The sequence below is a fragment of the Mangrovibacterium sp. genome (assembly GCF_059905295.1).
Map to the genome: position 1 here is coordinate 1 of NZ_JBZQJF010000331.1, position 25,399 is coordinate 25,399.

The 25,399-nt window shown below is 41.9% G+C and carries 29 protein-coding genes; 22 read left to right on the forward strand and 7 right to left on the reverse strand.

Annotation, left to right across the window (positions count from 1 at the left end; all coding sequences use genetic code 11):
- Positions 1-274: 274 nt before the first annotated feature.
- Complete coding sequence (locus AC37HE_RS16540) at positions 275-1,825, reverse strand: glycine--tRNA ligase (RefSeq protein WP_500784160.1); 1,551 nt, start codon at positions 1,823-1,825, stop codon at positions 275-277.
- A gap of 71 nt (positions 1,826-1,896) precedes the next feature.
- Positions 1,897-2,073 (reverse strand): DUF4834 family protein, encoded by a 177-nt coding sequence (locus tag AC37HE_RS16545; RefSeq protein ID WP_500784162.1) that lies wholly within the window; start codon positions 2,071-2,073, stop codon positions 1,897-1,899.
- Between the two features lie 265 nt (positions 2,074-2,338).
- On the opposite strand from AC37HE_RS16545, the gene pyrH reads away from it, so the two are divergent.
- The 18 genes from pyrH to atpG all read left to right on the forward strand — a co-directional run bounded on the left by pyrH (position 2,339) and on the right by atpG (position 16,760).
- Positions 2,339-3,049, forward strand: coding sequence for a UMP kinase (gene pyrH / locus AC37HE_RS16550; protein WP_500784164.1), 711 nt, complete (start codon positions 2,339-2,341; stop codon positions 3,047-3,049).
- 109 nt (positions 3,050-3,158) lie between these two features.
- Positions 3,159-3,722: a ribosome recycling factor gene (gene frr / locus AC37HE_RS16555; protein ID WP_500784166.1), complete on the forward strand. Its 564-nt coding sequence runs from the start codon at positions 3,159-3,161 to the stop codon at positions 3,720-3,722.
- 172 nt (positions 3,723-3,894) lie between these two features.
- Positions 3,895-4,668, forward strand: coding sequence for a histidinol-phosphatase HisJ family protein (locus tag AC37HE_RS16560; RefSeq protein WP_500784167.1), 774 nt, complete (start codon positions 3,895-3,897; stop codon positions 4,666-4,668).
- Between the two features lie 112 nt (positions 4,669-4,780).
- A complete protein-coding gene (dxs, locus tag AC37HE_RS16565) occupies positions 4,781-6,685 on the forward strand; it encodes a 1-deoxy-D-xylulose-5-phosphate synthase (RefSeq protein WP_500784169.1) in 1,905 nt (634 codons plus the stop codon).
- 110 nt (positions 6,686-6,795) lie between these two features.
- Positions 6,796-7,980 (forward strand): sensor histidine kinase, encoded by a 1,185-nt coding sequence (locus AC37HE_RS16570; RefSeq protein ID WP_500784171.1) that lies wholly within the window; start codon positions 6,796-6,798, stop codon positions 7,978-7,980.
- 122 nt (positions 7,981-8,102) lie between these two features.
- On the forward strand, positions 8,103-8,639 hold the full coding sequence (locus AC37HE_RS16575; protein ID WP_500784173.1) for a YceD family protein: 537 nt from the start codon (positions 8,103-8,105) through the stop codon (positions 8,637-8,639).
- Between the two features lie 12 nt (positions 8,640-8,651).
- Entirely contained in the window at positions 8,652-8,837 is a 186-nt protein-coding gene (gene rpmF / locus AC37HE_RS16580) for a 50S ribosomal protein L32 (protein ID WP_107820609.1), read from the forward strand.
- Positions 8,838-9,080: 243 nt separating this feature from the next.
- Positions 9,081-10,076, forward strand: coding sequence for a beta-ketoacyl-ACP synthase III (locus tag AC37HE_RS16585; protein ID WP_500784175.1), 996 nt, complete (start codon positions 9,081-9,083; stop codon positions 10,074-10,076).
- 25 nt (positions 10,077-10,101) lie between these two features.
- Complete coding sequence (locus AC37HE_RS16590; protein ID WP_500784178.1) at positions 10,102-10,569, forward strand: MaoC family dehydratase; 468 nt, start codon at positions 10,102-10,104, stop codon at positions 10,567-10,569.
- 115 nt (positions 10,570-10,684) lie between these two features.
- Positions 10,685-11,059 (forward strand): bactofilin family protein, encoded by a 375-nt coding sequence (locus AC37HE_RS16595; protein WP_500784180.1) that lies wholly within the window; start codon positions 10,685-10,687, stop codon positions 11,057-11,059.
- Positions 11,037-11,255 (forward strand): AtpZ/AtpI family protein, encoded by a 219-nt coding sequence (locus AC37HE_RS16600; protein ID WP_500784182.1) that lies wholly within the window; start codon positions 11,037-11,039, stop codon positions 11,253-11,255. Before AC37HE_RS16595 ends, AC37HE_RS16600 begins: the two co-directional genes overlap by 23 nt.
- Position 11,256: 1 nt before the next feature.
- Positions 11,257-11,631, forward strand: coding sequence for a hypothetical protein (locus AC37HE_RS16605; RefSeq protein ID WP_500784184.1), 375 nt, complete (start codon positions 11,257-11,259; stop codon positions 11,629-11,631).
- A 58-nt stretch (positions 11,632-11,689) separates the two neighbouring features.
- Positions 11,690-12,841, forward strand: coding sequence for a F0F1 ATP synthase subunit A (atpB, locus tag AC37HE_RS16610; protein ID WP_500784186.1), 1,152 nt, complete (start codon positions 11,690-11,692; stop codon positions 12,839-12,841).
- Between the two features lie 12 nt (positions 12,842-12,853).
- Positions 12,854-13,129, forward strand: a complete 276-nt coding sequence (atpE, locus tag AC37HE_RS16615; protein ID WP_500784188.1) for an ATP synthase F0 subunit C — start codon at positions 12,854-12,856, stop codon at positions 13,127-13,129.
- A gap of 70 nt (positions 13,130-13,199) precedes the next feature.
- Positions 13,200-13,694: a F0F1 ATP synthase subunit B gene (gene atpF / locus AC37HE_RS16620; protein WP_500784189.1), complete on the forward strand. Its 495-nt coding sequence runs from the start codon at positions 13,200-13,202 to the stop codon at positions 13,692-13,694.
- A 4-nt stretch (positions 13,695-13,698) separates the two neighbouring features.
- Positions 13,699-14,247, forward strand: a complete 549-nt coding sequence (gene atpH, locus AC37HE_RS16625) for an ATP synthase F1 subunit delta (protein ID WP_500784190.1) — start codon at positions 13,699-13,701, stop codon at positions 14,245-14,247.
- A 14-nt stretch (positions 14,248-14,261) separates the two neighbouring features.
- Positions 14,262-15,842 (forward strand): F0F1 ATP synthase subunit alpha, encoded by a 1,581-nt coding sequence (atpA, locus tag AC37HE_RS16630; protein WP_500784192.1) that lies wholly within the window; start codon positions 14,262-14,264, stop codon positions 15,840-15,842.
- 39 nt (positions 15,843-15,881) lie between these two features.
- A complete protein-coding gene (gene atpG, locus AC37HE_RS16635) occupies positions 15,882-16,760 on the forward strand; it encodes an ATP synthase F1 subunit gamma (protein WP_500784194.1) in 879 nt (292 codons plus the stop codon).
- Positions 16,761-17,300: 540 nt separating this feature from the next.
- Here atpG and AC37HE_RS16640 read toward each other — a convergent pair.
- The 5 genes from AC37HE_RS16640 to rplM form a co-directional block, all read right to left on the reverse strand.
- Positions 17,301-17,996, reverse strand: a complete 696-nt coding sequence (locus tag AC37HE_RS16640) for a DNA-binding domain-containing protein (RefSeq protein WP_500784196.1) — start codon at positions 17,994-17,996, stop codon at positions 17,301-17,303.
- A 457-nt stretch (positions 17,997-18,453) separates the two neighbouring features.
- Positions 18,454-19,281, reverse strand: a complete 828-nt coding sequence (gene tsf, locus AC37HE_RS16645; protein ID WP_500784198.1) for a translation elongation factor Ts — start codon at positions 19,279-19,281, stop codon at positions 18,454-18,456.
- 32 nt (positions 19,282-19,313) lie between these two features.
- On the reverse strand, positions 19,314-20,138 hold the full coding sequence (gene rpsB / locus AC37HE_RS16650) for a 30S ribosomal protein S2 (protein ID WP_500784201.1): 825 nt from the start codon (positions 20,136-20,138) through the stop codon (positions 19,314-19,316).
- Positions 20,139-20,249: 111 nt separating this feature from the next.
- Positions 20,250-20,636: a 30S ribosomal protein S9 gene (gene rpsI, locus AC37HE_RS16655; RefSeq protein ID WP_500784203.1), complete on the reverse strand. Its 387-nt coding sequence runs from the start codon at positions 20,634-20,636 to the stop codon at positions 20,250-20,252.
- A gap of 2 nt (positions 20,637-20,638) precedes the next feature.
- Positions 20,639-21,097, reverse strand: a complete 459-nt coding sequence (gene rplM, locus AC37HE_RS16660) for a 50S ribosomal protein L13 (RefSeq protein WP_500784205.1) — start codon at positions 21,095-21,097, stop codon at positions 20,639-20,641.
- Positions 21,098-21,519: 422 nt separating this feature from the next.
- Here rplM and AC37HE_RS16665 point away from each other — a divergent pair, with 422 nt between their 5' ends.
- The 4 genes from AC37HE_RS16665 to AC37HE_RS16680 form a co-directional block, all read left to right on the forward strand.
- Complete coding sequence (locus AC37HE_RS16665; RefSeq protein WP_500784207.1) at positions 21,520-23,064, forward strand: glycoside hydrolase family 28 protein; 1,545 nt, start codon at positions 21,520-21,522, stop codon at positions 23,062-23,064.
- Between the two features lie 48 nt (positions 23,065-23,112).
- A complete protein-coding gene (locus tag AC37HE_RS16670; RefSeq protein WP_500784209.1) occupies positions 23,113-24,402 on the forward strand; it encodes a DUF4861 domain-containing protein in 1,290 nt (429 codons plus the stop codon).
- Between the two features lie 179 nt (positions 24,403-24,581).
- Positions 24,582-24,974, forward strand: a complete 393-nt coding sequence (locus AC37HE_RS16675; protein ID WP_500784211.1) for an HYC_CC_PP family protein — start codon at positions 24,582-24,584, stop codon at positions 24,972-24,974.
- A gap of 127 nt (positions 24,975-25,101) precedes the next feature.
- Positions 25,102-25,399, forward strand: a 298-nt coding sequence (locus tag AC37HE_RS16680) for an efflux RND transporter permease subunit (protein WP_500784213.1), incomplete at its 3' end; no start/stop codon positions are given.

The window sequence follows — 25,399 nt, forward strand, 5'->3', positions numbered from 1 at the left end:
ATTTTAGCACAATAAAAGGATGAGAACTTCAAAAGAAAATTTCAAAAGCTAAGTTGTATGTTTTTAAGCAGATATGCAACACGAATAGCTATACTACAGATACATACACAATATAATATATCAAATATAATTCTGAAGCTATCTGATTAGCCAAGTAAATATGAAGGAAAAAGGGATAAAATAACACCACTTACAGATTGAAAGTAAAACTAAACAAAAAGCCACAAAAAAAGCTCCTCATGGGAGCTTTTTAGAATTCATATATCCGCTTATGTTATTTTAGACTAGCAAAAAGCTTTTTAAAACTTACTTGATCAGCAATAATGCCTTTCAATTCGGTAATAGCCACACGATCTTGCTCCATCGTATCTCGATAACGAATCGTCACAGTTTGATCTTCTAATGTTTGGTGATCAACTGTCACACAAAATGGTGTTCCAATCGCATCCTGACGGCGATAACGTTTACCAATACTATCTTTTTCATCATACTGGCAATTAAAATCGAATTTCAAATCATCGATAATTTCACGCGCTTTTTCAGGCAATCCGTCTTTTTTCACCAACGGCATTACTGCAAGCTTCACAGGAGCTAACACAGGAGGCAATTTCATTACCACACGTGTATCTTTCTTGCCATTACTTTCAACTTCCTCTTCGCAATATGAAGCAGAAACTACCTGCAAAAACATCCGGTCAACACCAATGGACGTCTCCACAACGAAAGGCACATAAGATTCGCCTAATTCCGGATCGAAATACTGAATCTTCTTTCCGGAGTATTTCTGGTGCTGCGACAAGTCGAAATCGGTACGTGAGTGAATCCCCTCTACTTCTTTGAAGCCAAACGGGAATTTATATTCTACATCCACCGCAGCGTTGGCATAGTGCGCCAATTTTTCGTGTACATGAAAACGGTAATTATCATCGCCAAAACCGAGGGCACGGTGCCACTTCATCCGGGTTTCTTTCCATTGATCAAACCAATCCAATTCAGTTCCCGGCTTCACGAAAAACTGCATTTCCATTTGCTCAAACTCACGCATCCGGAAAATAAACTGGCGGGCAACAATCTCGTTACGAAATGCTTTCCCAATTTGTGCAATACCAAACGGAAGCTTCATACGACCCGTTTTTTGCACATTCAGGTAGTTTACAAAAATCCCTTGAGCAGTTTCCGGACGTAAATATATTTTCAAAGCGCCATCGGCAGTTGAGCCCATATCGGTTGAAAACATCAGGTTAAACTGGCGAACATCAGTCCAGTTACGGCTACCGCTAATCGGACAAACAATACCTTCGTCTTCAATAATTTGCTTCAAGCCAGCCAAATCAGAAGCATTCAAAGCATCTGAAAACCGTTGATGAAGGGCATTCCACTTTTCCTGGTTAGCCAAAACACGCGGATTGGTCGCACGAAACTGCTTTTCGTCAAACGAATCACCAAAACGCTTTTGAGCTTTGGCAACTTCCTTGTCCATTTTCTCCTCGTACTTAGCCAACTGCTCTTCAATCAAGACATCGGCACGATAGCGTTTCTTGGAATCCTTATTGTCAATCAACGGATCATTAAACGCGTCAACATGGCCCGAAGCTTTCCAAATTGTAGGGTGCATAAAAATAGCTGAATCGATTCCAACTACATTTTCGTGCAGAAGCACCATGCTATCCCACCAATATTTTTTAATGTTGTTTTTGAGTTCCACACCATTTTGCCCGTAGTCGTAAACAGCCCCAAGTCCGTCATAAATCTCACTCGACTGGAATACATACCCGTATTCCTTACAATGGGCAACCAGTTTTTTAAAAATATCTTCCTGAGCCATATTAATCTAATGCGTTAATTGCTGTTGAATATTAATTTTTGGTTTATATACTATCTATCTGCTGTGTAGCCTTAATCAATCTCTTCAAAATCGACATACTCTCCATCATCTTTGGAGTACTGCGACTTTTGTTTCTCCACATTCTCGAGGCGTACATCTCCCTCTGCCCTCTTCTCAGTTCTTCGATTTTGTTGCTGTTGTTTCCGGTTCACCTGTTGAAATCCAAATACCGGCGCTAACAACTTCACGACAAAACGAATGAGGTAATAAAAAATAACTATTAATAAGAGCGTCCTTAAAAATCCCATCAAAAATAAAATCACGCTTAATGTCATAACTCTTGAAAATCAGCGGCTGTAAAAGTAATAATTAATTGCGAAATGGAAATTCCCTCTTATTAATATATAGAAGGCTTAACATGAACGATCATCTCAAGGCAAGGTAACATGGAAAGTTAAAGGCTGAAGGAGTGAAATTTTCTCAATTTTCCTACTTTTGGCAAAAAAACAGACAATGATAGCATACAAACGCATACTCCTAAAATTAAGTGGGGAATCCCTCATGGGCCAACAAGAATACGGGCTTGACCAAACGATGTTAAATGAATATGCTGAGCAAATCAAAGAAATAGCAGAACTCGGCGTACAAATCGGCATCGTAATCGGTGGTGGAAATATTTTCAGGGGCTTAAGTGGCGCCGCCAATGGCTTCGACCGGGTTAAAGGCGATCAGATGGGAATGCTCGCAACTGTTATCAATGCACTGGCATTAAACTCGGCATTAACTGCAGTAGGGGTAAAATCGCGTGTCCTAACAGCGATCCGGATGGAACCGGTTGGAGAATTCTACTCGAAAGACAAAGCGCTGGAAACTTTCGAGCGAGGTGAAGTAGCGATTTTTTCAGCTGGAACGGGCAACCCTTACTTTACAACCGACACAGGATCCTCGTTACGCGGTATTGAAATTGAAGCCGACGTGATGCTGAAAGGAACCCGCGTTGACGGGATATACACCGCCGACCCTGAAAAAGATCCAACTGCCGAAAAATTCGACAAAATTTCTTTTGACGAAATCTACAATCGAGGTTTAAAAGTGATGGATTTGACTGCCACCACGATGTGCAAAGAGAACAAATTACCAATAATTGTTTTCAACATGGATAAAAAAGGAAACCTGAAAAAGGTTGTAACAGGCGAAAACATAGGTACTCTGGTCCATCGCTAGTTTTAACCCAGCCAATTTTTAGGCGTTTTTTTTTCGCGAATTTCAATATTCTTTAATTTTTTCTATATTTGCTGTCAGCACAAAAAGATGAACTGACCATATCACATTCATGGAAGAGGAAGTAGAACTGATATTAGATTTATGTAAGGAGAGAATGGCATCTGCCATCGACCATTTAGAGAAAGAATTAGTTCATATACGTGCAGGAAAGGCTTCGCCCCGAATGCTTGACGGAGTAGCAGTTGATTATTACGGTAGTGCAACACCTTTAGCGCAAGTTTCGAATATCAATACACCCGATGCTCGAACAATTGCAATTCAACCTTGGGAAAAACAATTGATCCCGGAAATTGAAAAAGCAATTATTAATGCTAACTTAGGGTTCAATCCGGAGAACAATGGTGAACTTATTCGCATCAATGTTCCGCCGTTAACTGAAGAACGTCGAAAATCATTATCGAAGCAAGCCAATAATGAAGGTGAAAATGCAAAAGTTGCACTTCGTTCAGCTCGCAAAGATGCAAACGACGCCTTAAAAAAATTGCTAAAAAACGGGTTATCGGAAGATTTGGAGAAAGACGCTGAAAATGACGTTCAGAACATGACCAATGATTTCGCAAAAACCGTTGAAAGCTTACTTGAAAAAAAGACAAAAGAAATTTTTACAATATAATTGTTTCTAGTTTTCTGTTTTCTGAACATTGTTTAATTGTTTTCATGGCTTTGAGGCAGCTTGTTGAAGCTGCCTTTTTTTTACCCCTCCCCGAACTTCTTTCATTTTGAACTTTGATTGACTAAATTTAAGGTCTGAACCCAAAGTATAGCACAAAGGTCCTATGATTGGAATGACAGATTATCACATGCACAGCGTTCTTTCGGATGGGAAGAATACTCACGAAGAAATGATTCGTGCAGCAATAGAAAAAGGTCTCGACGAAATTGGTTTTAGCGATCATATTTGTCTGAAGCCAGTAGATTGGTCGATCGCGCAGGTTGATCTCCCTGTAATGGTAGAACAAGTTCAGGCTCTTAAAGAAAAGTACAAGGACAAAATAACGGTAAAGCTGGGTGCAGAAATTGACTACCTGGAAGGGATGGAAAGTGAAATTGCCCAATTAATTGACTCCCTCCCCCTGGATTATGTCATTGGATCGGTCCACTTTATTGGGGACTGGAACTTCGATACCGACAAATCACTTTACGGAAAATGGTCGAACGACTACCTCTACGAGCGTTATTTTGACCTGATACAGAAAGCCGCACGCACTGGCCTTTTTGATATCATCGGACATCTGGACATTATCAAAAAATTTCGGGTATATCCGGAAACAGACCAATCAAAACTTATCGACGACACACTAAAAATCATCAAGGATCAACAGTTGGTGATTGAGTTAAATACCGGTGGTTTCGACCGCCCTTGTGCAGAATTCACTCCTTCTCCGTCAATTCTGGAGCGGTGTTTCCACCATCAAATTCCAATTACCCTGACATCAGATGCTCACAAAACAGCGCAAATTGGAAGACACTTTGACGCAGCCATAGAACTCTTAACAACTGTTGGCTACACAGAGCTTATTCGTTTTGACCAACGAGAACGACACCGGCAAAGAATCTAACAATTCGAAGGCCAAATCATGACAAAACATCAGGTTTATTTGATCTTCGACTTTTAACGATGCTCGCGTTAGTGATAAATTGTATATTTGTGGGCTCTCAAATTTTGGCAACATGGAAGAAGGTGCAGTGAAACTGCTGGAAAATATCGATACCCCCGAAGATCTACGAAAACTAAAAATAGATGAATTACCGAATGTCTGTTCGGAATTAAGACAGTTCATCATTGACGAGGTTTCTACCAACCCGGGACACTTTGGTGCCAGCTTGGGGGTTGTTGAATTAACCGTCGCTCTTCACTACGTTTATCAAACGCCCTACGACTTGTTAGTGTGGGACGTTGGTCACCAGGCCTACGGACACAAAATATTAACCGGTCGTCGTACAAAGTTCAACACAAACAGAAAATACAACGGGCTTAGCGGCTTCCCTAAGCCAACAGAGAGCGAATACGATACCTTTGGTGTTGGCCATGCCAGCACTTCAATATCGGCTGCAATGGGAATGGCTGTTGCGACGGATCTTCAGGAAGACAAAAAACGGAAAATAGTAGCAGTAATCGGCGATGGCTCCATGACCGGCGGGATGGCTTTCGAGGGCTTAAACAACGCCGTCGTCAATAATTCCGACGTGCTGATTATTCTCAACGATAACAATATGGCTATCGACCCCAATGTTGGCGGCGTTAGCAACTACTTATTAAATATCTCCAAGTCGAAGTCGTACAATAAGCTGAAACAAGAAGTTTGGGACGGACTTGGAAAACTAAACGGCTTTGGTCCTAAGGCACGACGTTTAGTTCAAAAAACTGAAGGGGCTCTAAAATCAGCCCTTCTGAAAGAATCTAACCTTTTTGAAAGCCTGGGCATTCGATATTTTGGTCCGATTGACGGACATGACATTAAATACTTAACCAAAGTACTTCAGGATTTACGCGAAATCCCTGGGCCAAAATTACTCCATGTCCTTACAAAAAAAGGGAAAGGCTTCAAACAGGCTGAACTCAACCAAACAGAATTCCACGCTCCCGGAAAATTTAACAAGGTAACCGGAGAACGGCTCGATTGTGAGTGCGCGATGAACAAACCTCCCAAATTTCAAAATGTTTTTGGAAACACCTTGGTTGAACTGGCAGAAAAGAATAACAAGATTGTAGGTGTAACGCCTGCTATGCCTAGTGGAAGCTCTTTAAATATCATGATGGAAAAAATGCCCGATCGCGCTTTCGACGTAGGTATTGCCGAACAGCATGCTGTCACTTTTTCGGCAGGTATGGCAATACGGGGTATGGTTCCGTTTTGTAACGTTTACTCAACTTTCATGCAACGTTCATACGACCAAATCATTCATGATGTAGCGATCCAAAATCTGAATGTTGTATTCTGCCTGGATCGTGGTGGCTTGGTTGGTGCTGACGGAGCTACTCATCATGGCGTTTTCGACATCGCCTACATGCGTCATATTCCCCACATGACGGTATCGGCACCAATGGACGAAATTGAACTGCGTAACCTCATGTACACAGCACAACAAGAAAACATGGGGCCGTTTTCTATTCGCTATCCACGAGGCTGCGGCTGCCAGGTCGATTGGAAAAAACCATTCGAGCTGATTCCTATTGGCAAAGGCCGAACGATGAATGAAGGATCAGACCTGGCAATTTTGACAATAGGAACAACCGGCATTAACGCATCCAGAGCCATTAATGCAATTGAAAAAGAAGGTTTTTCAGTGGCACATTACGACATGCGTTTTGTCAAACCGCTTGACGAGGAACTTCTCCACGACATTTTTAAGAAGTTCGATAAAATTATCACAATCGAAGACGGGGTAATTCAAGGAGGTTTCGGATCAGCAGTTATTGAATTCATGGTCGATCATCAATATTCAGCCAAGGTTGTCCGCCTTGGGGTACCTGACCGCTTCATTGAACATGGAACAGTAGAAGAGCTTATACGCGAATGCGGATACGACCAAAAAGGTATTCAAAAAGCAGCCCTTGATCTGTTGAAAGGATAATTGTACTTTGCTTATACTTTTTGTCAGGCTGCTTCGTTGAATACATCAAAGTTTATCTAGTAAGAAATAAGCTTTTCACGAAACTGCCGGTTAATAAAATTATAAGCATCTTGGAACTCTATCAACGAAATCGTCGCTGGAAATTACTGCTGGTATTTGTTGCCATCTTTATTGGCTTTGCATCAGTTCTGTACACAAATTGGCTGGCACACAAAATGGCTGAGGAAGAACACCGAAGTGTTGCTTTATGGGCCGAAGCCACCCGACGGCTAAGTTCGCCAATCGATACACCAGACGATAATATTTCATTCCTGTCTCACATTGTGGAATCAAACACGGATATCCCCATCATTCTAACCGACAGCGTACTAAATATTCTCGCCTCGGCCAACATCGAATTCCAGGAAGAGCGGAAGGCCCAAACATTGCAGGCCGAGCTGCAGAAAATGATTAGCGAAAAGGAACCAATTAAAATCATATTATCAGAAACCGAAACCCAATATATCTACTATCGCGATTCGAAGACGCTACAAAACCTTAAATACTTTCCGCTGATACAAATCAGCGTTATTGCGCTTTTCATTATTGTTGCTTATTTCATATTCAACTCTTCACGAAAAGCCGAACAAAACCAGCTTTGGGTAAGCATGTCCAAAGAAACAGCGCACCAACTTGGAACACCAATTTCTTCGTTAATGGCCTGGATTGAGCTCTTAAAAACGCAGAATATAAACCCGGAACTGGTAACTGAGTTTGAGAAAGACATTAACCGACTGGAAAAAATAACGGAACGTTTCTCAAAAATCGGATCGAAACCGGAGCTGATTCCTGAAGATCTACGAAAAACAATTGTTGCTACGGTGACTTACCTGCAAACACGTACATCGCAAAAAGTCCAATTCGACATGCAGTTTCCGCACGATAAAAACTTCAATACACCACACAGTCCGGCATTAATAAGCTGGGTAATTGAAAACCTGTGTAAAAATGCTATCGATGCAATGAGCAATTCCGGTAAAATCACATTGAGTCTTCAAAACGACGACAAATACATCTACTTCGATGTTGCCGATAATGGGAAAGGAATAGCCAAAACCCAGTTCAAAAGCATATTCAACCCGGGTTTTACAACCAAAAAACGAGGCTGGGGCCTTGGGCTATCCTTAGCCAAACGAATTATCGAGATTTATCACCAAGGGAAAATATTCATCAAACAATCAGAAATCGGCAAAGGCACTACTTTCAGGATCATTCTGAGAAAGTCTCATTTTTTCAACAAGAATATCAAATATTAAACCACTGTAAAACTGACCATTGCAAAGCTGAAAAATACAATTCATTTTTCCCTGTTAAAAAAATCAGATAATTTTCTTCGTTTCTATATTTTTTATACTTTTGCAACACTTTTTTCGAAGCAATGGCCGGAATATCAACTTATAATATCGCATTTAAAGGTCTCGCTCTTGGCAGACACGAGTTTGACTTTCAAATAGATAAGAAATTTTTCGACTATTTTGATGGCGGAATCGCCGAGGACGGAAACGTTCAGGCAAAAGTCATCCTCGAAAAGCAAAGTGCATTAATGGTTCTTTGGTTTCATGTTTCCGGAACAGTAAATGTTCAATGCGACAGGTGTTTAGATTATTACGATCAGCCTATTTCTGCAGAGAACAGAGTTTTTATCAAATACGGAGAAGACAGTTTCGAAGATGGTGACGATGTAATTTGGGTCGACGTTAACGACCATCAAGTCAATATAGCTCAAATGCTTTACGACTTTATCATCCTCGCGATCCCAATCAGACAAATTCACCCGAAAGATAAAAACGGCAAACGTGGTTGCAACCCGGAAATGTTGAAAAAACTAAAAGACCTTAGATACACATCGGAGAATCATGAAGAAGAAACAGATTCACGATGGGACGATTTGAAAAAATTATTAGGAAACGAATAAAGAATTTAGAAAATGGCACATCCAAAGCACAAAACATCAAAAGCTAGAAGAGATAAAAGAAGATCTCATCACAAAGCAGCAATTGCTACATTGGCTACTTGTTCAAACTGTGGCGCAACTGTAAAATACCATACTGTATGCGGCGAATGCGGTTACTACAGAGGTAAACTTGCAATTGAAAAGAACGTAACTGTTTAATTCTCTATACGATGATCAGAAGAGCTTTCTTCTGATCTTTTTTTGTCTTTTTCTGAAATTTTTGAACGTTTTAATTAATTGTTTTAAAACGACTTAGCCCTTCATTTTTGCGTATCTTTTCTTTTGCGCTTAAATATTTTCCTCCTATCTTTCGGCCTCTTTTTTTAGCTTTTATCGAATCTCATCTATAACCTGAAATCCAACATCTTACGATTAAAGGTGGGTGTTTAAAAAATTTGAAATATGGGAAAAATTCATGCAGCAATAACGGGTATTGGTGCATTTTTGCCTGAGTACAGGCTTACAAATGAAGAGTTAAGTACGATGGTTGATACGTCTGATGAGTGGATCATGCAGCGCATTGGGATCAAGGAAAGAAGAATTCTCAAAGAAGCCGGGAAAGCAACCTCCGATATGGGTGTTGGCGCAGTGAAAGAGTTGCTGAAAAAAACCAATACGGCTCCCGAGGAAATCGACTTGGTCATTTGCGCGACAATTACCCCAGATCGTCCATTACCGGCAACAGCCAACATCATTTGCCGCAAAGCAGGCATGCATAACGCCTGGAGTTACGACATCAGCGCAGCCTGTTCAGGCTTTGTTTTTGCATTAACTACCGGCGCAAGCTTCATTGAAACAGGCAGATACAAAAAGGTAATTATTATTGGTGCCGACATGATGAGCGCCATTACTGACTATACCGATCGAACCACCTGTCCGCTCTTTGGAGACGGAGCTGCTGCTGTATTGCTGGAGCCAACAGAAGAAGCCATAGGAGTTATGGATCACATCAACTATACTGATGGAAAAGGTCGCCACTACTTACAAATGAAAGCCGGTGGTTCTAAACGCCCAGCCTCTATTGAAACGATTGAAAACCGGGAGCATTTCGTACACCAGGACGGACAAACGGTATTCAAATATGCTGTATCGAGAATGGCTGATGTTGCCGTGGAGATTATGAAGAAGAATGAAATCACGCCGGACGAGCTGGCATGGTTAGTTCCGCACCAGGCCAATATGCGCATTATCGACGCCGTTGCCCGCCGCATGCAAATCGACAAAGAGCAGGTAATGATCAACATCCAGAAATACGGAAATACAACGGCAGCAACCATCCCCTTGTGCTTGTGGGACTACGAAAAGCAATTGAAAAAAGGAGACAACATCATCCTTGCTGCATTTGGTGCCGGATTTACTTGGGGCGCGATCTACCTGAAATGGGCTTATAACGCTTAATCTAAATTGAAAAAAACATACAAACATGAGTCGACTCATCATTAAAAGTCACGAAGATTTTGAAAAACACATCGGCCAGAAACTGGGTGTTTCTGAATACCACACGGTAACACAAGAGCAGATCAACAAGTTTGCCGATGCCACACTGGATTACCAATGGATCCACACGGATCCTGAAAGAGCAAAGAAAGAAGGTGCTTTCGGAAAAACAATTGCCCACGGTTACCTGACCTTATCGCTGCTTCCTGTCATGTGGGAAGAAGTGTTAACGGTTGAAAATTTTGCCATGCTGGTAAACTACGGAATCGACAATTTCAAATTCGGACAACCTGTTTTAGTTGACAGCCAAATCAGAACCCACGTTTGGTTAAAATCAATTGCCAACCTTAGAGGAATCAGTAAAGTTCAGCTCAGAGTTCAAATGGAAATTGAAGGAAATAAAAAGCCTGCATTTGACGGAGAAGTAACATTCCTTTACCATTTCAACAAATAAGGGTAACCATTTACGTTAAAAAACATCTCTTTTAACTATAAATAGAAAGGTTTCATTTTTTCTTTAAAATGAAACCTTTACTATATTTGATCGCGCTTAAAATAAAAAAAGAGAGATGGCTAAAACGTACAACGAAGTAAACACACAGGTAATCAACCTAATCGGTAAAGGAACAATCATCACTGGTGATATTAAATCAGAAGGTGACATCCGAATTGACGGAGAACTAAACGGCAATATTTCGAGTAATGGTCGGGTGGTGATCGGAGACACAGGGAAAGTGACCGGAGAAGTAACTTGTAAGAACTGTGAAGTCGCTGGTTATGTGAAAGGGAAGATGAAAATTGAACAACTGATTACTCTCAAATCTACGTCAACGGTTCTGGGAGAGATTGGCACGGACAAATTAAGCATTGAACCGGGATCGGTGTTCTCAGGTAACTGTACTATGGGAAACCAACTAAACCATGAAAAAGCGAAAACCGCCTAAAGATTTTAATCAATTTATTCAATATTCAAGCTTGGCGTTCGAAATGATCGCCATTATGGGACTTGGTGTATTTGCGGGAATAAAGATTGATGATTGGCTGAATTTAAATTTTCCGGTCTTTACGCTTGTGTTCATGATACTGGCATTTATAGGGGCAATTTACCATGCCATTAGGAACTTTATAAAAAAGAAATAAGATGAAATCATTTCTTATTAAGACCGGGATTTTAGCCATTGGCTTGATTGCAGGCGAGAACTTGCTTACAAATTTAATCCTGAAGGAAACAGGGATCCCTCATTTCGAAGTGATGGTGCTTTTTTTCTACGCAGTCACCAATTTAATGCACTTTCAGCTTTTAAGAGTTATTTCAAGAAACATCCGAAAATTCAATATTTGGTTTCTGGCTTTGAACATGGGGAAAATGTTCCTTTACATTTTCTTTGCGTTAGCATATGTTTGGTTTCACGCCCAACATGCCAAACTTTTCCTGCTTTGTTTGTTTATTATCTATCTGGGCTTTACCTTAATGGAAATAAACGCTATAACTCGCATTGTAAAACGAAAAAATTGAGGATTCTTCTAAATTAATTTATTAATTTGGTCCCTCCTTTCAAAAGAACATTTACGACATGGTGAATCTCAAATTAAAACTTTCAGGCAAAGTCAAATACATCACTTTTCTGATTGTTTTCATAACATTGGGGCTAGCCTCAAAGAGTATCCTGGCTGAAGAGATACACGGATCTGAAGAGCAGACTGAATCTCACCTTGAGAAGTTTGAAGCTGGCAAATTTGTAACAGAACACGTTTCCGACGCTTTTGAATGGCATATTTTAACTTACAAAAGTCACCACATTGCCATTCCTCTCCCCATTATCCTGTATAGTAACAATTCCGGGTTGAATATTTTCTGGTCTTCAAAATTTGAACATGGCCATGCAACCTATAAAAACTTTAAGATAGAGGAAGAAGGTAAAAATGCGGGGAAAATCGTTGAACTAAACGATGCAGGTGAAGTTATTGGACTTCCAATCGACCTTTCAATTACCAAAGCAGTAACCGGGATCTTTGTGAGCGTCTTCATACTGGTATTTTTATTGCTTAAAGTAGCCCGAATGGCCAAGAACTCGGCGGGTCAGGCTCCAACAGGCCTGCAAAACCTAATCGAGCCGGTTATTCTCTTTATCCGCGACGAGGTGGCCATGCCAACAATCGGTAAAGACAAGTATGAAAAGTATCTGCCATTTCTACTGACAATTTTCTTTTTCATCCTAATGAATAACCTCATGGGCCTAATCCCCATATTTCCGTTCGGCGCAAACGTAACCGGGAATATTGCAGTGACGATGGTTCTGGCGGTATTCACTTTTATTATCACTACATTCAGCGGAAACAAACATTACTGGAAAGAAATTTACAACCCCGACGTTCCCTGGTGGTTAAAATTCCCAATCCCTTTAATGCCGCTCGTCGAGTTAACCGGGGTGATCACGAAACCAGTCGTTTTGATGGTCCGTTTGTTTGCCAACATGCTGGCCGGACACATGATCGTAACTGTATTTGTGGCCTTGATCTTTATCTTCGGTCAATCGGGAGGGATTGGAGCCGGCCTGGCTGTTAGCCCCTTGTCGGTTTTATTTTCAGTTTTTATTCTCTTACTCGACGTTTTAGTGTCATTCATCCAAGCCTATGTATTTACCCTACTATCGGCTTTATATTTCGGAATGGCAATAGCAGAACATCATACTGCAAAAGAACATAAATCAAATACTCAATCATAAATAAAGTTCATTATGAGTACATTACTAGTCCTTTTACAAGAAGCAATCGGAAACGTTGGTAACGTTGGTATTGGTTTGGCTGAAATTGGTGCCGGTATCGGTGCAGGTTTAGCAGCTGTTGGAGCCGGTATTGGTATTGGCCGTATCGGAGCCAGCGCCATGGAAGCGATCGCACGTCAGCCGGAAGCAAGTGGAGACATTCGTTCAAACATGATCGTATCTGCTGCATTGGTTGAAGGTGTTGCTTTCTTCGCCGTTATCATCTGCGCATTGATTCTTTTTAGTTAGGAAATGTTAGTTGAAATGTTGCCAGCTTCCGGGGTTGCCGGAAGCGGAGGCAACATAAAAAGATTTAGTCATGGGATTTATTACACCGGATTACGGAACCTTATTTTGGATGGTCATCATTTTTGGCATCACTTTTTATGTGCTCAAAAAGTTTGCCTGGAAACCAATCCTAACAGCCTTGGACGACCGTAAAAAAACCATCGCAGAAGCACTTTCTTCTGCAGATAAAGCTCGGCAGGAAATCGCCGATATGAAAGCTGACCAAGAGCAAATTCTGGACGAAGCGCGCAAAGAGAAAACAGAAATATTAAAAGAGGCACGTGGAGTAAAAGACAAAATTCTTGCTGACGCTAAAACTCTGGCCCATACTGAAGGCCAAAAAATTATCGAAGCGGCACGTCAACAAATTGAAGCTGAAAAAACAGCAGCTATTGCAGAGATGAAGAAGCAAGTGGTTGAACTGTCAGTTTTAGTAGCTGAGAAGATCATCCAAAAAGAAATGAACGGGAAGAATGATCAGGAAGAACTGATTAAGAGTTTGCTCAAGGATTTGAAATTGAACTAGAATTATGGATCAAAGTAAAGTTACAGTCCGCTACTCAAAAGCATTTTTCAGCCTTGCCAAAGAAAAGAAACAACTTGATACCCTTCGAAAAGATATTGAGCTGATTTACACTTTATGCAATGACAGCGCTGACTTTAGAATTTTATTGGAAAGCCCGATCGTTAAAACTTCCCAGAAGATTAAATTACTAAAGTCAATTTTCGACAAGAAAATCAAACCGCTCACACTTAACTTCCTCGAGTTAGTTACCAACAACAAAAGGGAAGCACATCTGGCGGGCATTTGCCGCAACCTATTAAGTCTGTACCGACAGGAAGAAGGAATTAAATCAGCTGTATTTACTACTGCTACCGACCTTAGCCCTGCCATCATATCTGAAATTCAAAAACAGCTCGAAAAGCAACTCAATGCGCAAATCGAACTGACTCGCAAGGTAGATCCATCGCTCATTGGTGGCTTTGTACTGCGAATTGAAGATCAGCAAGTTGACGCAAGCATCGCCAGTCAACTTAAAAAAGTAAAAGAAAAGTTATTACAATCTGAAATTAAATAGAAAAAGAGATAACCATGGCTGATATAAAACCTGCTGAAGTATCCGCGATACTCAAACAACAACTGGAAGGATTTAAATCGGAAGCCGAACTGGAAGAAGTAGGCACGGTGTTGACAGTTGGCGATGGAATCGCCCGCATCTACGGCTTATCGAATGTTGAGCAGAATGAGATGATTGAATTTGACAGCGGGGTCAAAGGTATCGTGCTGAACCTGGAAGAAGACAACGTTGGTGCTGTTCTTTTAGGTGCTTCAGAAGAAATCAAAGAAGGTGATACTGTAAAACGTCTTCGCCGCATTGCCTCAATCGAAGTAGGTGAAGGTGTTCTCGGACGTGTAATCAATACAATTGGTATACCTATTGACGGTAAAGGAGCCTTAAGCGGCGAAAAATTCGAAATGCCTTTGGAACGTAAAGCTCCCGGGGTAATCTATCGCCAACCGGTAAAAGAGCCATTGCAAACAGGTCTTAAAGCTATCGACGCGATGATTCCAATTGGTCGCGGACAACGCGAGTTGATTATTGGTGACCGTCAAACCGGTAAAACAGCCGTTGCTATCGATACCATCATCAATCAACGCGCTAATTTTGAAGAGGGAAAACCGGTTTACTGTATCTATGTAGCTGTTGGCCAAAAAGGATCTACCGTTGCCAATATTGCTGCAACATTGGCCAAACACGGAGCCATGGACTATACGGTTATCGTTTCGGCAACAGCAGCAGATCCGGCTGCCCTGCAATTTTATGCCCCTTATGCCGGAGCTGCCATTGGTGAGTATTTCCGCGATACGGGCCGTCATGCCTTAATTATATACGACGACTTGTCGAAACAAGCCGTTTCTTATCGTGAAGTTTCGTTGTTGCTTCGTCGCCCACCAGGCCGTGAAGCCTATCCCGGGGACGTTTTCTACCTGCACTCCCGTTTATTGGAACGTGCAGCCAAAATCATCGACTCTGACAAGATTGCAGCTGATATGAATGACCTTCCCGCCTGTTTGAAAGGTAAGGTAAAAGGAGGTGGTTCATTAACTGCTCTTCCAATTATTGAAACGCAAGCTTCGGACGTATCAGCCTATATCCCAACCAACGTGATCTCTATTACCGACGGACAGATCTTCCTGGAATCTAACCTATTCCTTTCTGGTGTTCGCCCGGCAATTAACGTGGGGATCTCCGTATCGCGTGTTGGTGGTAATGCACAGGTTAAAGCAATGAAAAAGATTGCCGGTACCCTCAAGCTCGACCAGGCCCAGTTCCGCGAACTGGAAGCTTTTGCCAAGTTCGGATCCGACCTGGATGCTGCAACCATGCGTGTGTTGGATAAAGGTCGTAAAAACGTTGAAATCCTGAAACAAGGACAATATGCACCGATAAAGGTTGAGCACCAAATTGCCATCATCTACTGCGGGACCAAAGAATTGTTGCGTAAGGTTCCGGTTGACCAAGTCAAAGAATTCGAAAAAGAATTCATTGAACTGATGGAAGCAAAATACCGTCCAACCCTAAACGAGTTGAAAAAAGGTAGCTTAACAGACGAAGGTACAGCAAACATCGAAAAAGCAGCTGCCGACGTTGCAGCACGTTTTAAATCGTAAACTGTCGGCTTATAACTCCGGCATGAAGCAAATACTAAAATGGCCAGTTTAAAAGAAATACGAACCCGGATAAGCTCGGTAAAAACAACCCGCCAGGTAACCAGCGCCATGAAAATGGTGTCGGCTGCGAAGTTGAAAAAGGCGCAGGATGCAATCCTTCAGATTCGCCCTTACGCCGACAAATTGCAGCACATCCTGCGATCGTTAAGTACCGCTGCTGATAATCTCGATGAGTCAATATACACCGAACAACGTGACCCGGAAAAAATTCTGATCGTTTTAATCAGTTCAAACCGCGGCCTCTGTGGTGCCTTTAATTCATCGGTTGCCAAAACAGCCATAGAAATGGTTGAAGCCCGTTACGGAAGGCAACTCCGTCGTGGAAATGTCCATTTCCTGGTCGTTGGAAAGCAAGGCGAGAAATACCTGAAATCGGGGCAATATGACATCGCCGGACAAGCCAACCAGGTCTTTGACAAGCTTACCTACGAGGAATCGTCAGTACTGGCGCAAAACCTGATGAACGACTATGCAAAAGGTAGCTACGACCGAATTGAGTTGGTTTATAACCAATTTAAAAATGCGGCAGTACAAATTTGTACAGCAGAGCAATTTTTACCGGTACAGTCCGAAGATCGGAAAGGTCCAAATATGAACCTGAATTATATTTTCGAGCCAAGCCTGGAAGAGATCGTCTATGAATTGATTCCCCGTTCGTTAAAAATTCAGCTCTTTAAAGCCCTTTTAGACTCAAATGCAGCTGAGCATGGTGCCCGCATGACTGCTATGCATAAGGCAACCGATAACGCCACGGATTTGATCAAAGAACTAACCTTGACTTTCAACAAAGCTCGCCAGGCTGCTATTACCAACGAAATTCTGGAGGTAACCAACGGAGCAGAGGCCTTAAACGGTTAGTAAAAGCGTAGAGAAACAAAAATCCAATAGTTCCATGCCTGCTTTAATAGCAGGCTTTTTTTATGCCCTGAAGTAATCTTTTTTAGTCTACTCCTCGCTATTATCCGAAGGCCGGAGCAGATTTGCAGTGTCCTGTGTCGGGTATAACCCGAATCCCCCGCTGGCGCAAATTTGTAATTTGTGCCTTGCCCTAAGGTAAATTATTGCTTTTTCAAAGCAAGGCACGGGTCACAGACCCGCGCCAGCGAATGTGTAGCCAAGGCTTGAAATACAAGCCAATAGAATAAGAAGAATTAATCGTGTTTTCATGGTTTTTTTATTTGTTCGTTTGAAGAATCCCCTCCGCTCCCGGCACGACCGCATCGTGTAGGCTTTTTGCTTCATTGCCACCGCGCGATGGGGATTCGTGCGGAAGCAATGCGGATACCAAGCTTTGGAACAGCGACGACCAAAGGCTGGTACGGCAACGACCATTGCTTGGTATTTAGACTACCCTTATAATGGAAGACGGTTTTCCATTATAAGGGTATAAATTGAAGCTTACAGAACTGCCAGTTCGACCGGCAAAGTGCCTTTGCGCAGGTTCATGGAGTGATGGATCAGCGCCCTAACCTCAATCCGGTAAGTTCCGGCAGTGAGTGGCGGTACCAGGAAATCGAGCCGCGAGGGCTTGTTGTTCGATACGGTAGTTACGCGGGTTTCAGCACCATCGGCCGCCAGTATAAAAATACCTTGCTGTTGGTCACTGGCCTCAAACTTCAGGCGGCTACCTATAAGTTGGGCAATATTGCCGGAGGTAAGCGTTTCGTTACGGGTGCCGCTACCCAAGTCCTCCAGGTACAAGGGGTCGGGCTGCGGACTGGCTCCCTGCACACGGCTAAGGCTTATACCCGATGCCATTTGGCGCAAACGGGTACCGGGGCTAATGTTCAGCCTTACGGTGTGGGTGGCCGGGTTAAATGGTTCAGTATCGGAATAGAAGACGCCTTTGATGGAAGGCGACAGGTTAAACAGCGGGGTGTTAACGGCATAGCCATCGGTTACCAGCTGTTCCAGGGCAAGCGCGTACTCCTCGAATACCGAGAGGGCTTCGGCTTTGGTTACCGTGGAGCCGCGGCTTATCATCAGGTTAATTACATCTTCCTGCGTTTTACTTTGCAGGTCTTGTACCACCGCCATATAGTCCGACGGATCGGCTGTGAGGTGGTTTTCGAACAGGGCATACATTAAAGGCATAATAGTTGAATCCTGTTTAATGAACAATCAAAATAAATCGTAGTACACCAGATATGAAAAACAAATCTTTCACGAATACTAAGTGCTGTAAGAGTACGCCGGGAGGCGTAAGAATCGCTAAACACTTATTAATCCGTCCAAAGCCGAAAAGGATACCCCAAAAATCTTCATTATTTTTAAACACTTGTTTATAATGACACAATAAGGTTGGCACTTGGAACCTGTAAGCTGACACAAAAAAAAACATTCATGATTCGGAGGGAATCTCCAACAGGGATGAAAGTGGAAAGTTTTTCGGACATCAGGTTGTCCTTAATATCTGAAGTTGTCGGGTTGCCTTGGAACTTGAAACTCGAAACTTGAAACTCGAAACTTGGAACTTGGAACTTAGTACAAAAAAAGAGGTCATCCTTTGCCGGACGACCTCTTCAAATATGGTATAATAAGCGTAAGCTAATTATTCTCCTAAAGTAACACGCAAGAAGCTAGTTACAGTTAAACCTTTACTTGACGACTCCAGGTAGTCTTTAACAGCTACTTTGTTGTCTTTCACAAATGCTTGGTTCAACAAGGTATTTTCTTTGAAGAATTTATTCAAAGAACCTTGAGCAATCTTATCCAACATTGCTTCTGGTTTACCTTCCTGACGGAATTTCTCTTTAGCAATTTCCAATTCTTTTTCAATTACTTCCTGAGAAACGAAATCTTTGTCAACAGCAACCGGATTCATCGCAGCAACTTGCATAGCGATATCTTTAGCCACTTGTGCATCAACCCCTTCTTGGTTGAAACCAACAACAGTAGCCAATTGGTTACCCGGGTGGATATAAGCCACAACAGCAGCAGCTTCAACACAACCGTAGTATGACAAATCAATTTTCTCGCCGATAACACCAGTTTGTTCTGTAACGTGATCAGCCAATGTACGACCGTCTAAAGACAATGCTTTCAGTGCGTCAAGGTCAGCTGGTTTGTTGTCAACAGCAACATTCAGGAAGCTTTGAGTTAAAGCTACGAATCCTTCGTTTTTAGCAACGAAGTCAGTTTCGCAGTTAACAACCACAATAGCACCAAATTTACCGTCAGCACTCGTTTTAGCCAAAGCAGCACCTTCTGAAGCCTCACGGTCAGAACGCTTGCTAGCTACCAGTTTACCTTTTTCACGAATAATTTCTACAGCGCGGTCAAAACTGCCTTCTGCTTCTGTTAAAGCATTTTTACAATCCATCATACCAGCGCCGGTTGCTTTACGCAACTTCATTACATCTGCAGCAGAAATTGCCATATCTTTTTCTATTTTTTAATTAAAGTGAGCAATTATTCTTCTGAATCGTCATTGTCCAGATCAACATCTACATCATCCTCGCTATCATCAGAAACGACTGCTTTCGCAGCTTCTTTCTTAGCTGATTTAGCTTTCTTAGGAGCTTCTTCGCCTTCTTTCTCGCGTTCAACTTTACGTTCGTTCAAACCTTCAGCAATCGCGTCACACATAACACGAGTTACCAAACGGATTGATTGAGAAGCATCGTCGTTTGCAGGAATTACGAAATCAATTCCATCAGGATTAGAGTTTGTATCAACCATCGCAAATACAGGGATACCCAGTTTTTGAGCTTCACGTACAGCGATTTTTTCTTTTAATACGTCAACAACGAACAAAGCAGCAGGCAAACGAGTTAAATCAGCGATTGAACCTAATACTTTATCCAATTTTGCGCGTTGACGAGTAATTTGCAACTTTTCGCGTTTTGATAAGTTATCCCAACTGCTGTCTTTCATCATCTTATCGATAGAGATCATTTTCTTAACAGCTTTACGGATTGTTGGGAAGTTTGTCAACATACCACCAGGCCAACGTTCTACAACGAAAGGCATATTTACATTACCAACAGCTTCAGATACAAGCTCTTTTGCTTGTTTTTTAGTAGCCACAAATAAAACTTTGCGTCCCGATTTGGCAATTTGTTTGATGGCAGCGGCAGCTTCATCGATTTTTACAACAGTTTTTTGTAAGTCGATGATGTGGATACCGTTTTTCTCCATAAAAATGTATGGAGCCATGTTTGGATTCCACTTTCTTTTCAGGTGACCAAAGTGTACACCTGCATCCAATAATTCTTGAAAATTTGTTCTTGGCATCTTTTTAACTTTTGTAATAATTTGTCGAAAAGCAACCTCTGAGTAGTCCCTCGTCGTTGCCGGGGAGTCTCAGTGGTTTCAGATCCACAGTTATTCTTTTGATATAATATATTAACGTTTTGAGAACTGGAAGCGCTTGCGAGCTTTTGGCTGACCTGGTTTCTTACGTTCCACTTCACGTGGGTCACGAGTCATGAAACCTGCATGCTTCAAGTCTGGTTTGTTTTCTGCATTAATTTCAACCATTGCACGAGCGATACCTAAACGAGCTGCTTCAGCTTGTCCTTTAATACCACCACCGTCAAGGTTAATTTTGATGTCGTATTGATCAGCAACGCCTAATAAGTTTAAAGGCTGCTTCACAATGTACTGAAGTGTACCATTTGGGAAGTATTCGTTTAACTCCCGGTTGTTAATGGTGATGTTACCTTTACCCTCACTTACATACACGCGGGCAACGGCTGACTTTCTACGTCCTAAGGTGTTTACTACTTCCATTGTTACAATTTAATTGTATTCAAATCAATAACTTTCGGGTTTTGAGCTTCTTGGTTGTGCTCAGCACCTACATACACTCTCATGTTACCCTGAATAGCACGTCCCAGACGATTTTTAGGCAACATACCTTTCACTGCTTTTTCAACCAAACGTTCCGGGTATTTACTCATGATTTCCGCCGGAGTTTGTTTGCGTTGTCCCCCTGGATAACCAGTGTAACGCAGGTAAATTTTGTCATTCAACTTGTTACCAGTTAGCTTCACTTTTTCAGCATTGATAACAATTACATTGTCTCCACAATCAACGTGAGGAGTAAAATTAGGTTTGTGTTTTCCACGCAGCAATTTGGCAACAGCACTGGCTAAACGTCCCAGCGGCATACCAGCTGCATCAACAACAACCCATTCTTTGTTTACCGTGGCACTATTGGCCGAAACGGTTTTGTAAGATAAAGTATCCACTTGCTCTAATTTTTTTTAATTAAACACTAAAAGTTGCAAAAACTTACATCTCAATCTGTTATAAATTTCCAGGTTATTAACATCGGGCTCGTTGATAACTTTTCTATCCACAACATTTTCAATCAATTATAAGAACTGCAAGTACGGACAATAATCGGGACTGCAAAAGTATTTCTTTTTTTTGAAATTACAAGAGCTATTATTGGTGAAATAAAATTTTAACACAAAGATTTACAAGAATTAATGCCCCGACGGGAATCGCCACTATGAAGTCTCCCTTCCACTAAAAGCTCATTCATCGGAAAACCAGTAATAATCAATAAGTGCAATCGATTGTATTTTTCGGATAATTTTTCGTAAATATCTGAAGGAAAGTCTAACTTTGGGAACTTCAGAATTAATAGAACGACAAAACCAGTAAGATGAAAACAACTGCAATCGTGCTGTTTATGCTCATAGCAAACAGCCTCTTCGCGAAAACTTATGACATTCGGGCTCTTGGCGCCGATAACAGCGGTAACGAGAAATGCACCGCATTAATCAACCAAACAATCGAACAAGCGGCCAAGGAAGGAGGTGGAACAATCTGCTTCACCGCAGGTACCTATACCACAGGAGCTATTACATTACGTAGTAATATAACCCTGCAACTCGATGCTGGAGCAACATTATCCTTCTCTACCGATTTTGACGACTACCTCCCCTTCCGTAAAATTCGTTGGGAAGGAATCTTCATGAATAGCTTCACTCCGCTACTTTATGCCAAAGGTGCCGAAAATATTACCATTAAAGGTGAAGGCACGCTGGAAGGTAACGGCAAAGTTTGGTGGGAAGAAATTAAGCGTATTCAATACAACAAATGGAAAGACAACCCATCGAAGGAATTGACGAAATACCAGCAAATGTGGTTCGACCAGAACAAAGAAATTAAAGTGGAGCCTTATTTCGAAGAAGGATTAAACCGGGCTTTCTTTCGCCCGCCGTTTATCCAGTTTCAGGAGTGCAATAACATCAACATTGAAGGTATCACCATAAAAAATTCACCATTTTGGACCATCAATCCGGTTGGCTGTAATGATCTGGTTATTCATGGCATCACGATAAACAACCCCGACGATGGATGGAATACCGATGGAATCAACCCTTCCTCTTGTTCCAATGTTCGTATTTCGGACTGCTTCGTAAGCGTAGGCGACGATTGTGTCACCATCAAATCGGGCCGCGATTTTGATGGCCGCAACTATGGAAAGCCTTGCGAAAACATCACCGTTACCAATTGTGTCATGCTATCTGGTCATGGAGGAGTCGTTATTGGAAGCGAGATGTCGGGTGGCGTTAAAAACGTAACGATCTCCAACTGCGTCTTCGATGGTACTGATGCAGGAATCCGGCTGAAAGCATCGCGCGGCAGAGGTGGCGTAGTCGAAAACATCCGTGTCGATAATATTGTGATGCGTAACATTCAGAAAAATGCTTTCATCTTTAATCTTTTCTACGATAAAACTTCGAAACCGGAACCGGTAAGCGATCGCACACCAATTTTCAGGAATATACACATCAGTAATGTCACCGGTGTAGATATTAAGAGTGCAGGCTTCATTCGCGGAATCGAAGAAATGCCAGTCAGCGAACTATCTTTCGATAACATTAACCTGGAAACAGAAGACGGCTTTACGGCTGAGACAGCAGAAAATCTACACTTTAATAATATCGTTATAACAACCGAAAAAGGTCCGTCTTTAGAATTCACCAAATGCAACGGAGTTATTCTAAACGACATCAGAACCAAAACGCCGCATGAAGGACGGGCTATTATAGAAGTAAGCGATTCAAAAAACATGCTCATCAATAATTGCTACCAGCAAGTGCCGGCCGATATCTTTCTAAAAGTTGACCAAAGTGATGTGACTTGGGGTAACAACTTTATGCAATTAGTGAAGGAGCCGATTCAGGCTCCGGAAAAGTAAAGAGCAAGTGAACCAGATCAAGAAAAACCAAAAAACAAAAATACGAACATGAAACACAATTCTTTACTACTAGCATTAACAGCACTTGGCTGCACGTTCGCATTTACACAATGTAAAACAGCACCGCAGCAAACAAAGATTGAGCTATCAAATACTTCGGAGCTAAATCTAACCGACAAAGCCATCTCAATTGAACGATCACAACTCCCGAATATTCCTGAAGGCGAAGTTTACCCTTTGGTTATTTCTTCGAAAGGCGATACCATAGCATCACAACTCGACGACCTGAATGGAGATCAAAGCTGGGATGAACTGTTCTTCGTTGCGGACCTGAATGCCGGCGAAAAAGCCAATTACACCTTACAATGGGTCACAAAAAAACCGGCTTACACCATTCGCACCAGTGCACGTTTCGGGAAACGAAGCTCAGTAGATACTCCCGTTAAACCGGCAACAAGCGAAATTCTTCCGGCAAACGAAATCTACAAGAGCCTGGGCTACCAACGCTACCAAACCGACGGCCCTTCTTGGGAAAACGATAAAATTGGCTTCCGCCATTATTTGGATGGCCGAAATGCAAAAGACCTTTTTGGGAAAAGAGCAGCCTTTATGTCACCTGAAAATGTTGGTATCAATTCAAAAGGAGAAGTTGAAGATAACTACCACGTCATGGCTGATTGGGGTCGCGACATTCTGGCTGTAGGAAACTCTGTAGGACTAGGGGGATACGCTTTGATGGCAGGTGACAGTTTAATGCGCCTTGGTGTTACATTAAACGATTCGATCAATAATGTTGAAAAAACAATCTTCAACATTACCAATGAAGGACCAGTAAAATCGACTCTTAGCTACCAATACGAAAACTGGCATCCTGAAGGACGTAGCTACAACGTTGATGAAACAACTGCAATCTGGCCTGGTATGTATGCCTACCAAAACACGGTTAAGTTTTCCGGCTTGCAAGGTGACGAGACATTAGTGATCGGCCTGGTTAATATCAACGATCAGAATCCGCTGGAGGAGATTCCGGTAAACGATCAATGGATGGTTTTGTTAACGCATGATCAGCAAACCTACAACCGGGAATGGTGGTTAGGCCTGGCAATTATCGTTCCTCGCGATCTTTACGAAGGATATACCGAAGCGCCAAAAACAGGGCAGTTAACCAATACTTTCTTAGCGAAGTTAAAGGTTGAAAATGACAAACCGGTTACTTATTATGCTGCTGCGGGTTGGGAATTGAGCGACGAACGCTTCAAAGATCCGGCCTACTTCAGAAGCTATATTGAAAATCTGGTTCAACAACTATCAGCCAAAGTTGAAGTAAGTATTCAATAATCCATTCCATATAAAACAAGAAAAAGCGAAGTAATTGTACCTCGCTTTTTTTTGTTTTAAACATTCACGATACAGATATTAACTTTCATTAGCAATAAAACACGATTTACAAACTTTAACGCTTCAACTAAACCATTTTTACTTTCAATACGTTACATTTGCATACTGACATAAGATTTATGATCCGCAAAATCAGTCATATTAGCATTGTTTTCCTGTTGTTAGTTCTAACAATGGGATTCACTGTGTCCAAGCATTATTGCGGGAATAAGCTGGTACATGTTGCTGTCATGACCGGAACTGCTCACAATTGTGCTGGCGATGACGGGACTTGTGATATGGATGGTTGCTGCCACAACGAAAATCATGTTATTCAGTTACAGGAAGATTACACTTCTCCATTTGTATTGGATCATATCGCGTTCATACCTGTAGAACTGGCAACAATCAGCCTGGACTTGCTTCATGAAAATCTTCTGACAGAAGAAAATACAGCAGTTAACTACATTGAATCGCCGCCTCCCAAGCTAGTTGGCGAGCTCCTTTCCGATATTCAGGTTTATCGTTTATGATTTTCTGAACACTTTTCGGTTTCGGTATTCACTGATTCCGAGCGATTTCGTGTGCATTCAATTTTGCATGCTTTTCTGTGATTATTTCAATTAATCACCTGTGTTCAATTTTCATAACACATAAACCATGCTCAACAAAATAATTCGTTTCTTTTTAGAAAACAAGCTGGTAACCTTCCTCTTCCTGATTGTAATCATCAGTTGGGGAATTGTGAATTCACCATTTGGATGGAATACCGGAATTTTGCCGTCTGACCCGGTTCCGGTTGATGCTATCCCCGACATTGGTGAAAACCAGCAAATCGTATACACCGAATGGCCCGGACGTTCCCCTCAAGATGTGGAGGACCAAATTTCCTACCCGCTGACAACAGCGCTACTGGGAATTCCCGGGGTAAAAACCATTCGCAGTAATTCCATTTTTG

Excerpts from the sequence above, each read along its gene's own strand:
- AC37HE_RS16540 (WP_500784160.1), bottom strand. The coding sequence starts at position 1,825 with ATGGCTCAGGAAGATATTTTTAAAAAACTGGTTGCCCATTGTAAGGAA.
- pyrH (WP_500784164.1), top strand. The coding sequence starts at position 2,339 with ATGATAGCATACAAACGCATACTCCTAAAATTAAGTGGGGAATCCCTC.
- frr (WP_500784166.1), top strand. The coding sequence starts at position 3,159 with ATGGAAGAGGAAGTAGAACTGATATTAGATTTATGTAAGGAGAGAATG.
- AC37HE_RS16560 (WP_500784167.1), top strand. The coding sequence starts at position 3,895 with ATGACAGATTATCACATGCACAGCGTTCTTTCGGATGGGAAGAATACT.
- dxs (WP_500784169.1), top strand. The coding sequence starts at position 4,781 with ATGGAAGAAGGTGCAGTGAAACTGCTGGAAAATATCGATACCCCCGAA.
- AC37HE_RS16575 (WP_500784173.1), top strand. The coding sequence starts at position 8,103 with ATGGCCGGAATATCAACTTATAATATCGCATTTAAAGGTCTCGCTCTT.
- rpmF (WP_107820609.1), top strand. The coding sequence starts at position 8,652 with ATGGCACATCCAAAGCACAAAACATCAAAAGCTAGAAGAGATAAAAGA.
- AC37HE_RS16585 (WP_500784175.1), top strand. The coding sequence starts at position 9,081 with ATGGGAAAAATTCATGCAGCAATAACGGGTATTGGTGCATTTTTGCCT.
- AC37HE_RS16590 (WP_500784178.1), top strand. The coding sequence starts at position 10,102 with ATGAGTCGACTCATCATTAAAAGTCACGAAGATTTTGAAAAACACATC.
- AC37HE_RS16595 (WP_500784180.1), top strand. The coding sequence starts at position 10,685 with ATGGCTAAAACGTACAACGAAGTAAACACACAGGTAATCAACCTAATC.
- AC37HE_RS16600 (WP_500784182.1), top strand. The coding sequence starts at position 11,037 with ATGAAAAAGCGAAAACCGCCTAAAGATTTTAATCAATTTATTCAATAT.
- AC37HE_RS16605 (WP_500784184.1), top strand. The coding sequence starts at position 11,257 with ATGAAATCATTTCTTATTAAGACCGGGATTTTAGCCATTGGCTTGATT.
- atpB (WP_500784186.1), top strand. The coding sequence starts at position 11,690 with ATGGTGAATCTCAAATTAAAACTTTCAGGCAAAGTCAAATACATCACT.
- atpE (WP_500784188.1), top strand. The coding sequence starts at position 12,854 with ATGAGTACATTACTAGTCCTTTTACAAGAAGCAATCGGAAACGTTGGT.
- atpF (WP_500784189.1), top strand. The coding sequence starts at position 13,200 with ATGGGATTTATTACACCGGATTACGGAACCTTATTTTGGATGGTCATC.
- atpH (WP_500784190.1), top strand. The coding sequence starts at position 13,699 with ATGGATCAAAGTAAAGTTACAGTCCGCTACTCAAAAGCATTTTTCAGC.
- atpA (WP_500784192.1), top strand. The coding sequence starts at position 14,262 with ATGGCTGATATAAAACCTGCTGAAGTATCCGCGATACTCAAACAACAA.
- atpG (WP_500784194.1), top strand. The coding sequence starts at position 15,882 with ATGGCCAGTTTAAAAGAAATACGAACCCGGATAAGCTCGGTAAAAACA.
- AC37HE_RS16640 (WP_500784196.1), bottom strand. The coding sequence starts at position 17,996 with ATGCCTTTAATGTATGCCCTGTTCGAAAACCACCTCACAGCCGATCCG.
- tsf (WP_500784198.1), bottom strand. The coding sequence starts at position 19,281 with ATGGCAATTTCTGCTGCAGATGTAATGAAGTTGCGTAAAGCAACCGGC.
- rpsB (WP_500784201.1), bottom strand. The coding sequence starts at position 20,138 with ATGCCAAGAACAAATTTTCAAGAATTATTGGATGCAGGTGTACACTTT.
- rpsI (WP_500784203.1), bottom strand. The coding sequence starts at position 20,636 with ATGGAAGTAGTAAACACCTTAGGACGTAGAAAGTCAGCCGTTGCCCGC.
- AC37HE_RS16665 (WP_500784207.1), top strand. The coding sequence starts at position 21,520 with ATGAAAACAACTGCAATCGTGCTGTTTATGCTCATAGCAAACAGCCTC.
- AC37HE_RS16670 (WP_500784209.1), top strand. The coding sequence starts at position 23,113 with ATGAAACACAATTCTTTACTACTAGCATTAACAGCACTTGGCTGCACG.
- AC37HE_RS16675 (WP_500784211.1), top strand. The coding sequence starts at position 24,582 with ATGATCCGCAAAATCAGTCATATTAGCATTGTTTTCCTGTTGTTAGTT.